Source organism: Luteolibacter sp. (assembly GCF_058122085.1).
The window spans coordinates 1-10,021 of record NZ_JBIKBQ010000133.1 but is presented as its reverse complement, the minus strand read 5'-3'; the positions used below and the strand labels follow the sequence as shown (position 1 = coordinate 10,021).

Below are 10,021 nucleotides of genomic sequence, written 5' to 3'. Positions count from 1 at the left end.
GTGGTCTTCCACCGCGCGGAGGGCGGCGGCGGCTTGGCCGCGCCAGGTTTCGATGGCGTTTTGGCGGCGGGGGGATTCGCAGACGTTTTCCGTAATAAAGCTTTCCAGCGCGGGATAGCCGCTGGCTTTGAGGAGTCCGGCGGCGACGGGCGTGGCGCGCTTGGCCTCGCACGCGAGCTTGCCGGAGACGGCGAAAATCGGCGGCACGCGGCCGATGCGCTTCATCGACAGGTCCGCCATGTGGCCGAGGATCACGCTGATATCGGCGGGTTCCCGCAGGTCGGTCTGTTGGATGATGAAAACCACCTGTTTGAGAGTCTCCGGAGCGAGCTCTGAAATGAAATCCCAAGTGGCCGCCCCCCACGGGTTGGTGACCGGAAACACGCAGAAGATCAGATCCGCGGCGGGCAGGAAGCGGGCGGTGACTTGCCGGTGGTCGCGGACGGACGAGTTGGTGCCGGGGGTGTCTATCAGGGTGAAGTCGCGGAGGAATTCGAGCGGCCGGTGGCGCTCCTCGTGGAGCGGTGAGATGCCGATGTCGCGTGGCGGATTTCCATGCTGATAGCAGATGACGCGGTCGGTCTCCGGCAGGACGTTGACCGGGCAGAGGTCGTGGCCGAAGAGGCCGTTGAGGAGGGTGGACTTGCCGGCGTTGACCTCGCCGGAGACGACGAAGAGGAAGGGCGGGCCGAGGCCGTTTTCGATTTCCTCAAGCGGCAGGCAGCCCCCGAGGTCGGTGGCGGTTTCGAGCGCGAGCCCGGCGATGCCGCGCATCACCTGTGAAAGCCGTTCGCGCGTGGCGAAGTAGCGCTCGCCGAACATCGTGTGGCTCAGTAGGTGGAAGGAGTCACGGACGCTTGGGCGGTCGCGACGTCGGTCTTCATCGCCAGCAATTGTGAAACGTTGACGAATTTGAAACCGCGGCGGAGCAGGCCGTCGAGGGTGGCGGGCATGGCATCGACGGTTTGGGAATGGAGATCGTGGGCGAGGACGATGCCGCCGGCCGTGGTGCCGCTGAGAATCCGGGAGGTGACGACGCCGGGTCCGGGGCGCTTCCAGTCGAGCGGATCGACGGACCAGAGGATGGTGGGATAACCGAACTCGGCGTGGACCAGTTCCCGTTGGCGCTGGAGCAGGCCGCCGTAGGGAGGACGCATGGTGCGCGGCCGGACCCCGGCGGCGCGGCCGATGGCGTCCTGGCAGCGGCTGAGCTCGGAGCGGACTTCGGAGTCGCTGAGTTTGCTCAACAGGCGGTGGGAGTGGGTGTGGTTGCCGATTTCATGGCCCTCGGCGACGGTGCGGCGGACGATTTGCGGATAGAGATCCACGCTGCGGCCGATGACGTAGAAGGTGGCCTTGATGTTGCGCGCGCGGAGCATGTCTAGCAGGCGCGGGGTGTTCTGCGGGTGCGGGCCGTCGTCGAAAGTGATGGCGACGTAGTTGCCCGAAACCATGACGCGGGTGAACGTGATGCCCGCGCCCTTGGAGAAATCCGAGCCCAGCGCCATGTCCGGATTGCGCGGGACCGGGCCGTGCAGGGATGGCGTGCGGTAGCCGGAATTGGCGGTCGTTTTGACCGGGCCGGCGCCTTGGGGTTTCAAGGGAGCGGCGGCGGAACAACTGGTGAGCGAGGCTGCCAGCAGCATGAATTCCCGGCGGGAGAGTTTGGCGGATTCCGCCTGACCGGCGGAATCCGCTTCAAGCGAGGCGTTGAGAACCTTGTAACCAAGGGAGTGGAGAGGATTTTCCATGGGGAACGAATGCAGAAAGAAGGTTCGGAGAAGTTACGGATTCCGGAAATGATGTCACGCCTCGTTTTTCCGGAAGGTGCTGCCTTGATTGAGGGCGTGGAGGATTCCGCCGCCGGGAGATTGGAAATGATAAGACCGCCGCAGGGTTTCGCCTAGGAAGTTTTTGGCGGTTTCTACGGCGCGGGGAAGCGGTTCGCCGTGGGCGAGGGCGGCGGTGATGGCGGCGGAAAGCGTGCAGCCCGTCCCGTGCGAGCCGGCGACGGGAATCCGCGCGGCGGCGAAGCGGCGGACTTCGCCTTGATCGACGAGCAGGTCCACGCACTCCGGGCCGTCGAGGTGGCCGCCTTTGAGCAGGACGGCGCCGCCGAAAATCTCCGCCAGCCGGCGGGCGGCCGGTTCCAGCGCGGATTCACCGGCGATCCGCTCGCCGAGCAAGGCCTCGGCTTCGGGCAGGTTCGGGGTGATGAGGCGGGCCAGCGGCAGCAGCAGTTCCTGATAGGCCGCGATGGCGTCCGCTTCCAGCAAGGGCGCTCCGGTGGAGGCGATCATGACGGGATCGACGACAAGCTGCACGAGCGGGTGCCGTTGCAAAACTTCCGCGACGGCGGTCACGTGGGCCGCGGAGAAGAGCATGCCGGTCTTGATGGCGGCCACCGGGAAGCTTTCTAGCAGCAAGGAGATCTGGTCGCGCACAATGCCCACCGGCACCGGGTGCACGGCGCGCACGATGTTCGCCGTTTCCGAGACCACGCAGGTGACGGCGGTGAGTCCGTGGACGCCGAAGTGCTGGAAGGTTTTCAAATCCGCCTGGATTCCGGCCCCGGCGGAGCAATCCGAGCCGGCGATGGTCAATGCGACGGGAGGCGTGTGGGACATGCCCGGTGATAGCGGGTGGGGGATTCCCCGCAATCTTCTTTCAGCAGCGGATTCCGGCCGGGGGCATCCGGCTGAGACAGCCGGGACACACTTTGATTTGCCCCACCTCAGGCGGGGATGGCTTGGCTCAGAGCCCGTCCGCCTGTTTGGCGATCTCGGCGAAGGCCGGGCCGATCTGCGCGTCGGTCCATTTGCCCTCGATGCTGAGCGCGCCCTGATAGCCGCTTTCCCGCAGGACGCGGAAAAACGGCCGGAAATCATCGCCATTGACGCCGGGAACCGTGCGGCCGTTTTTCTCGGCGATCTCGACATGCGTGACCACGTCCATCGCGGCTTTCAGGTCGGTGGGCGTGTCGCCCATGCTAGCCATGTGATAGAGATCGGCGAGCAGTCGGATATTGGGATGGCCGGCGGCGCGGATGAGCGCGGCGCCCTCGCCGATGCGGTTGATGTAATTGCATTCCTCGGCCCGGAGTTGCTCGACGGTGACACGGTGATGCCGTGGGCTTCGGCGAGCGGACCCATGCGTTTGAGCAATGCGACGAATTGCTCGTCCGCCTTTTCCCTGGACCAACCATTAGGAATTTTTCGCGCGCCGCTGCTGCCGAAAACGATGATTTTGCCGCCGGCTTTTTTCATCCGGCGGAAGGTGGTTTCCGACCATTCGAGGATGAGATCGTGGTTCGCATCCGCACCGACGCAGTGGAGATTGGCGGGACGGATGAAACCGTTGCAGGCGAGGACCGGCAACGGGGAGGTGGCGAGTTTTGCCAGGTTTTTCTCGAATTCCGCCTCCGGTTTGTCGGGCATGAGCAAGTCGCCCACGCCCACGGTGTTGAGGAAATTCCTGCGGGAAATCGAAATCATGATCCGGACTGTTTCAGAGGTGGAACACCTTGCCGCCAGCCATGACTTCCTGCGCCTTCTCGTCGAAGGTGACGCGCTCGCCGGTGCGGGCCGCGGCATTGGCCATGATGGTCGCGATCGAGTGTTGGTAGCCGGCCTCGACCGGGGCGTGCGGTTGCTTGCGCGAGCGCAGACAGTCGAGCCAGTTGTGCATGTGCGCGGTGGTGAGTTTGTCGGTGCCGGTATTGGCGGCGGTGATCGCCCCGCCGTTGCCTTCGAGCACGTAGTCGGCGAGCAGGTTGGGCTCCATTTTCATCCCCTGAGCTTCCCTTTTCCCCAAGCCGCCGTTGGCAGTGACCTTGCCGGTGGCGAGGTTGAGTTCGCCGCCGTTGGAATAGTAAACCTCCTTGGTTCCGCCGGCGGAGTTGCTGAAACGCGAGCCGTAGGTGACTTGGAAGCCGGACGTGGGATCATCGAGCGGGCCGTAATCGAAAACCGCGGTGAGCGTGTCGAAATTCGTCCGGCCGTCCTTCCACTGATAGATGCCGCCGCTCGCCGCCACCGATCGAGGGTGAGGAAGTCCGGTGAACCAGTGGATCGTGTCGATCTGGTGGCACATCCATTGGCCGGCAATGCCCGACGAGTATGGCCAGAACAAACGATATTCCAAATACTTGCGCGGATCCCATTTGTCGTCCGGGCGGTTGCACAGGAAGCGCTTCCAGTCGGTGTCCTGCTCGCGGATCGCCGCCACGAGATCCGGCCGACGCCAACGTCCGGGCTGGTTCACGTTCCATGTCATTTCCGCAGCGACGATGGGGCCGAATTTCCCGCTCTTCAGGTATTCGTTGGCCGCCATGTAAGTCTGGCCCGAGCGGCGCTGCGAGCCGACCTGGAGAATCCGGTCGGAAGATTTCACCGCCTTGAGCGCGGCGCGGGCATCTGCCATGGTCTCCGCAAAAGGCTTTTCGCAATAGACATCACACCCGGCCGCGATCGCCTCGATGGCGTGGGTGGCGTGTTGGAAATCCGCGGTGGAAATGATGACCGCGTCCGGTTTGGCCTTTTCGTAAAGCTCCTCGTTGTTGCGATAGGTGGCGACTTCCTTGCCGAAGTGTTTCGTGAAATACGCCTTCGACTCCTCACGGCGACGGCTCCAAATGTCGGAAACGCCGACGATTTCGCAATTGAACTGATCCGCCACCGCCTTGTAAGCGGGCAGCAGCGTGCTGTTCAGGCGGTCGGAAAACCCGACGATACCGATGCGGATGCGCTCGTTGGAGCCGGCGACACGGGCTTGCGCACGGGCGGATTGGAAGGTTTGGGACGCGAGCAGCCCGAGGGTGCCGAGCGAGCCGGTGCGGAGAATTTCACGACGGTTCATTTGAGGAGGGTGTTTTAGGTGCTTTGATTTCGGAGTTCATCGGATTGAAATACTCCTCTCGGATTACGCTCTCGCCGGCCGGGGATTTGTCAAAATTCATCGAAAACCGAGAAATTGCGACTTTGGGCTTGCAACCCCCCGCCCATCCCTTAACACCTGCCTCCCGAATTATGGCTAAGAAAAGTTGGATCGCCCGCAACGCGCGCAAAAAAGAAACTGTCGAGAAATACGCCGCACTCCGTCTCAAGCTCAAAGCAGCGAAAGACTATGTCGGCCTTTCCATGCTCCCACGTGACGCGAGCCCGACTCGTCTGGTCAACCGCTGCGAGATCACCGGCCGTCGCCGCGCGTTCCTGCGCCGCTTCCGCCTCTCCCGGATTACCTTCCGCGAGCTTGCTTCCGCCGGGATGCTCCCGGGCGTGACCAAGTCGAGCTGGTAAACCAGCACGCTTTACGCTATCTCAACGTGGGACGGACATTACCCGTTCCCACGTTCTTTTTATGCCAATTTACGAATACGTTTCAGAAGCTCCGGAGGACCCGGAGCATTGTTGCCGCGTCTGCGCCCGAGGATTCGAGCTCAGACGCCCCATTGACAGGGCGCCATTGGTGGTTTGCCCGCTTTGCAAAAACCCGGTCAAAAAGGTCATCTCGCGGATCAACACCCCGACGATCACCAAGCCGCTCTCCGTGAGCGACGCGAAAAAAGCAGGCTTCACCATCCTCGAGCGACGCGACCAAGGCGTTTACGAAAAACTCTGACGCCGTGATCGCCGAATACGCCCCCAATCTCCTCGCCGTCGTGGGAGAACACGACTTCCCCTCACTCGGTCAGTCGCTGCTTTATATCGCAGGCATCGCCTTCTTCCTCTTGCTCAACGGCTTTTTCGTCGCCTCGGAATTCGCCATCGTGAAGGTCCGCCCGAGCCAGCTCGAGGCGCTCTCCAAGGAAAACGGCGCGAATCCCAAGCTCGCGCTGCACGTCGTCAACCATCTCGACGGCTATCTGTCCGCCAACCAGCTCGGCATCACCATTTCCTCGCTCGCCCTCGGTTTCCTCGGCGAACCGTTCGTGAAAGCGCTGGTCTATCCGCTGCTGGCATCCACCGGCATGCCCCAAACGTGGATCTACTGGATCTCGCTGATCGTGGCCTACGCGTCGTTCACCTTCCTCCACGTCGTCGTCGGCGAACTGGTTCCCAAATCCATCGCCATCCGCAAATCCGTCCCCGTGACGATGGCGCTGGTCGGTCCGCTTCACCTTTTCTTCAAGGGCTTTCACTGGGTGATCGTCTTCTTCAACGGCACCGCGAACTGGCTGCTCAAAAACATTTTCCGGATCGACCCGATCAGCGAGAGCGAGCACATCCACTCGGCCGAGGAACTCGCCCTGCTCGTCACCCAGAGCGGAAAATCCCAGGAAGTCACCGAGACCGAGCGCGAAATCCTCATCAACGCCCTCGGCCTCAACGAACTCTGGGTCCGCGACGTGATGACGCCGCGCAACAAGGTCGTCATCCTCGACGCCGACCAGCCCTTCGAGAAGACCCTCGAAATCGCGATGCGCAGCAAGCACACCCGCTTCCCGCTCGTCAAAGGCCACCTCGACCACGCCATCGGCCTCATCCACATCAAGGATCTCTTCAAGCTCATCAAGGAGCCCGACCCCGACCTGATGCGGATCAAGCGCGAGCTGAAAATCGTGCCGGACACCATGCCGCTCGACACCCTGCTGCGGTTTTTCCTCCACGAGCACGCCCACCTCGCGATGGCAGTCGATGAATTCGGCACGCCCGTCGGCATCGTCTTCCTCGACAACGTGATGGAAGAACTCGTCGGCGACATCCAGGACGAGTTCGACAACGAGCGCTCGTCCTTCACCCGCATCAACGACGACGAATTCGTCATCGAAGGTGCCATGACCCTCAACGACCTCGCCGGCCACGTCCCCGAACTCTTCCTCGAAAGCGGCGAAGTCACCACCGTCGGCGGCTATCTAACCCAACAGCTCGAACGCTTCCCCGAAGTCGGAGAAACCGTCGAAGTCCTCGGCTACGAAGCCCGCGTCACCAGCACCGACGGCCGCCGCGTCGGCCAGGTCCACTTCCGCAAGCTGGTGCCAGCGGCGGAGGAGGAGTCCGAGGAAGGGTGAGGATCCCAATAAAGTGTTCCGGCTGTCTCAGTCGGAAGCGTAGCCCCGGCAAAATCCGGCTGAGACAGCCGGGACACATTCCCATCCTACCCATGCCGAGGCTTGTACCGCACGCCCCGAGGTTGATGCAGGATGCGCCAAGGTTCGTAAGAGATCGTGCCAAAGTCCATATGAGCTCGTGTCAAAGTCCGTACAAGATCGTGCCAAGGTTCGTCCAATTCCGGCCGCCCCCATATCCTAGCCAGCTCAATACGAGCGACTTGCGACACGCGCCCTCGACGACTCCAACTCCGGCAAGCACAGCGACAACTTCGAAGGCCTCGAAAGCACCGCCCGCGTCGAGCGCTTCGGGAGGAAGACGGAACCCACCGCCCCGGTGCCTGCCCCTTGATCGAGCAGATGATCTGCATCTCAAACATGAACATTTGCCATTTCCCAATCATTTTGCCAGATTCCCACCGCCCCGATGACCCGGTACCCCGCCCAACTGCTCGCCGCCTTCAAATGGCTCGCCATCCTCGCCCCGTTAGCAGTGGCAATCCAACCTTGCAGCAAGCTGCCGCGGGATTCACATTGAGCGCATGAAAACACCCGCCACGTTCACTGCCCGCGTATTGCGCGATGGGGAATGGTTCGTTGCATTCTCCCCCGAGTTTCCCGAGGGCAACGGCCAGGGACTCACCGAGGAAGAGGCGCTGGAATCGCTTCGCGCGTCCATCCTGCTGCTGCTGGAGGACCGCCGCGAGGATGCCCGCGCCAGCTTGGGCAGTGGGGAGAAACTGGTTCCCCTCGCCCTTGCATGAAGCGCAGAGGAAGGCTGAGGGGGGTCGAATATCACCGCCGCTTCACTTGGAAAATCGAATCCTGGCTGGATCAAGGTTGCGGGTCATGCCTGCTCATTCGTGATGTTGATCATTTCATCAATGCGGTCCGCTATATCCGAAGGAATCCAGTGAAAGCGGGATTAGCTGAAAATCATTTCTCCCTTTGGCAGAGCGACCGCGCCTCGAAAATTTCATAAGGAGGGTTGACCGAAGATCGACACTCCTCAAGCCCCGCGCATCAGCGAGATTTCCGCCAGGGAAATGAGCGCCTTGAGCAGGTCCTCGCGCGGCGCGGTTTTCAAATCCGCGACGGTCACCGCGCGATCCAGCGTGAACTTCCCGGACCGAGTGCGGCGCAGCGCGCTGAGATGCGCGCCGCAACCGAGCAGCGCGCCGATGTCGTGCGCGTAAGTCCGCACGTAAAAGCCCTTGGAGCAATTCACGGTGAAGTCCACTTCCGGCAGCTCGATGCGCGTCACCTCGTTGGACGTGATATGCACCTTGCGCGGCTCACGGACGATCTCGATGCCTTTTCTAGCCAGTTTGTAAAGCGGCACGCCGTCCTTCTTGATCGCGGAAACCATCGGCGGGATTTGTTCGAAGTCGCCCATGAAACCGTCAAAGACGGCTTGGATTTGCTCCTTGGAATAATCTCCAACAGGCTTTGTTTCCAGCGTGTCGCCCTGGCGGTCTTGGGTGCTGGTGGTCGAGCCGAGCGTGAGCGTGCCCACGTATTGCTTGTCCTCGCTCATCAGCAAATCCTGGATCTTGGTGGCCCGGCCGATGACTAACATCAGCAGTCCGGTGGCCATCGGGTCGAGCGTGCCGCAATGGCCGATCTTCTTGGTGTTCAGGGCGCGGCGGGCGATAGCGACGACATCGTGCGATGTCATGTCTTCCGCTTTGTCGATCAATAGCACGCCGCTCGGGCCGTCTGAATCCATGGGATTGTTTCTCATAAAGTAGGTTGAAAGTCAGAGTCCGGCGGCTTCGATGTGGCGGTGGATCGCGCCGAGCACCCGCGATTTCGCGTCTTCGAGCGGCCCCGCCATGCGTATGCCGGCGGCCAGCGCGTGGCCGCCGCCGCCGAACTCCGTAGCGATCTCGCACACGTTGTAGCGGCGGTCTTTCGAGCGCATGGAAATCCGGATTTTCCCGTCCGGCAGCTCTTCGAAAAACACCGCGAGCTGTACTCCGCGGATCGCGCGGATGAGGTCGATGAGCCCCTCGCTGTCCTCCGGCAGCAAGCCGAGATCGATGCGGAGCTGGTCGCGCATCGTCCAGTTCGCGACGAGTCCGTTCTCGGAAAGCTCCAGCGTGTTGAGCAGCGCGCGCATCAGCTCGAGGCGGCGGAACGGATAGTTGTCGTAAATGAGCGAGTTGATCGTCCCCACGTCCAGCCCGCGGCGGATCAGGTCGGCACCCAGTTCGTAGGTCTCCGCCGTGGTGGACGGATACTGGAACGACCCGGTGTCGGTCGAGACGGCGACGTAAATCGCGTCGCGCGATTCCGCCGGCATCGGCAGGCCGAGCGCGATGATGAGCTGATAGAGAATCTGTCCGGTGGCCGGGCTTTTCGAGTCGATCAGGTTCAGGTCGCCGTATTTCGGGTTGGAAACGTGGTGGTCGATGTTGAGCCAGATTTTCGCCTTGGAAGCGGCGTGCAGCGCGTTGTCGCCAAGCCGCGGCTTGGTCGCGGTGTCCAGCGCGATGGCGACCTCCACGTCCAGCGGCTCGGCCGGCGGCAGCTCGATTTTTTCCGAGCCGGCCATGAACGCGAGATTGTCCGGCAGCCCGTCCTCGTTGATGAGGCGCACGCTTTTTCCCGCGGCGATGAGCGCGTAGCCAAGCGCGAGCTGCGAGCCGATCGCGTCGCCGTCCGGCCGCACGTGGCTGATCAGGACGAACGACCGGTGGTTGCGCAGGACTTCGCCGATCTGCTCGAAGCTGGCGTTTTCAGGAATGCTGGTGGATTCGCTCATGGGGTGGAACCGCGGCGCGGGAGGCGGATTCTTCCCGCGAACACCCTCCGCGCAAGGATAAACCTGAGAATCCGCTTCCCGCTTCACGGCATTTTCTTTTTGAATGAAATCCCCCCAGCGCATCCCGATTCTAAGAAAATCCTAGACAAGGCATCCCATTTCGTCTCTGTTTGGCTCGCATGAAAGCCATACTCGACGACAACACG

Annotated in this window: 12 protein-coding genes; 4 read left to right on the top strand and 8 right to left on the bottom strand. The window is 62.1% G+C overall.

The features are described 5' to 3' along the window. From AC4DF4_RS16415 to AC4DF4_RS16390, 6 genes are all read right to left on the bottom strand, one after another. A partial coding sequence (locus AC4DF4_RS16415; protein WP_490049188.1) for a dynamin family protein occupies nt 1-822 on the bottom strand: 822 nt, incomplete at its 3' end. A gap of 8 nt (nt 823-830) precedes the next feature. Next, entirely contained in the window at nt 831-1,751 is a 921-nt protein-coding gene (locus AC4DF4_RS16410) for a polysaccharide deacetylase family protein (protein WP_490049187.1), read from the bottom strand. 54 nt (nt 1,752-1,805) lie between these two features. Beyond that, nucleotides 1,806-2,627: a bifunctional hydroxymethylpyrimidine kinase/phosphomethylpyrimidine kinase gene (gene thiD / locus AC4DF4_RS16405; RefSeq protein WP_490049186.1), complete on the bottom strand. Its 822-nt coding sequence runs from the start codon at nt 2,625-2,627 to the stop codon at nt 1,806-1,808. Nucleotides 2,628-2,754: 127 nt separating this feature from the next. Beyond that, entirely contained in the window at nt 2,755-3,069 is a 315-nt protein-coding gene (locus AC4DF4_RS16400) for a TIM barrel protein (protein ID WP_490049190.1), read from the bottom strand. After that, nucleotides 2,964-3,494, bottom strand: coding sequence for a hypothetical protein (locus tag AC4DF4_RS16395; protein ID WP_490049191.1), 531 nt, complete (start codon nt 3,492-3,494; stop codon nt 2,964-2,966). The genes AC4DF4_RS16400 and AC4DF4_RS16395 overlap by 106 nt, the downstream gene beginning before the upstream one ends. Before the next feature lie 13 nt (nt 3,495-3,507). Continuing rightward, on the bottom strand, nt 3,508-4,857 hold the full coding sequence (locus tag AC4DF4_RS16390) for a Gfo/Idh/MocA family protein (protein WP_490049185.1): 1,350 nt from the start codon (nt 4,855-4,857) through the stop codon (nt 3,508-3,510). A 170-nt stretch (nt 4,858-5,027) separates the two neighbouring features. Between AC4DF4_RS16390 and rpsN the strand changes: the two genes are divergently transcribed. The 4 genes from rpsN to AC4DF4_RS16370 all read left to right on the top strand — a co-directional run bounded on the left by rpsN (nt 5,028) and on the right by AC4DF4_RS16370 (nt 7,812). Further along, complete coding sequence (gene rpsN, locus AC4DF4_RS16385) at nt 5,028-5,297, top strand: 30S ribosomal protein S14 (RefSeq protein WP_490049189.1); 270 nt, start codon at nt 5,028-5,030, stop codon at nt 5,295-5,297. Nucleotides 5,298-5,358: 61 nt separating this feature from the next. Beyond that, nucleotides 5,359-5,619: an FmdB family zinc ribbon protein gene (locus AC4DF4_RS16380; RefSeq protein WP_490049184.1), complete on the top strand. Its 261-nt coding sequence runs from the start codon at nt 5,359-5,361 to the stop codon at nt 5,617-5,619. Nucleotides 5,620-5,623: 4 nt separating this feature from the next. Next, nucleotides 5,624-7,009, top strand: a complete 1,386-nt coding sequence (locus AC4DF4_RS16375; protein ID WP_490049183.1) for a hemolysin family protein — start codon at nt 5,624-5,626, stop codon at nt 7,007-7,009. 581 nt (nt 7,010-7,590) lie between these two features. Continuing rightward, the gene (locus tag AC4DF4_RS16370; protein WP_490049182.1) at nt 7,591-7,812 is read left to right on the top strand and encodes a type II toxin-antitoxin system HicB family antitoxin; all 222 of its coding nucleotides are present in this window, start codon (nt 7,591-7,593) and stop codon (nt 7,810-7,812) included. 245 nt (nt 7,813-8,057) lie between these two features. Here AC4DF4_RS16370 and truB read toward each other — a convergent pair whose 3' ends face one another. Then, nucleotides 8,058-8,777, bottom strand: a complete 720-nt coding sequence (truB, locus tag AC4DF4_RS16365; RefSeq protein WP_490049181.1) for a tRNA pseudouridine(55) synthase TruB — start codon at nt 8,775-8,777, stop codon at nt 8,058-8,060. Nucleotides 8,778-8,807: 30 nt separating this feature from the next. Next, nucleotides 8,808-9,815, bottom strand: a complete 1,008-nt coding sequence (locus AC4DF4_RS16360; protein ID WP_490049180.1) for a DHH family phosphoesterase — start codon at nt 9,813-9,815, stop codon at nt 8,808-8,810. Between the last annotated feature and the right edge of the window lie 206 nt (nt 9,816-10,021).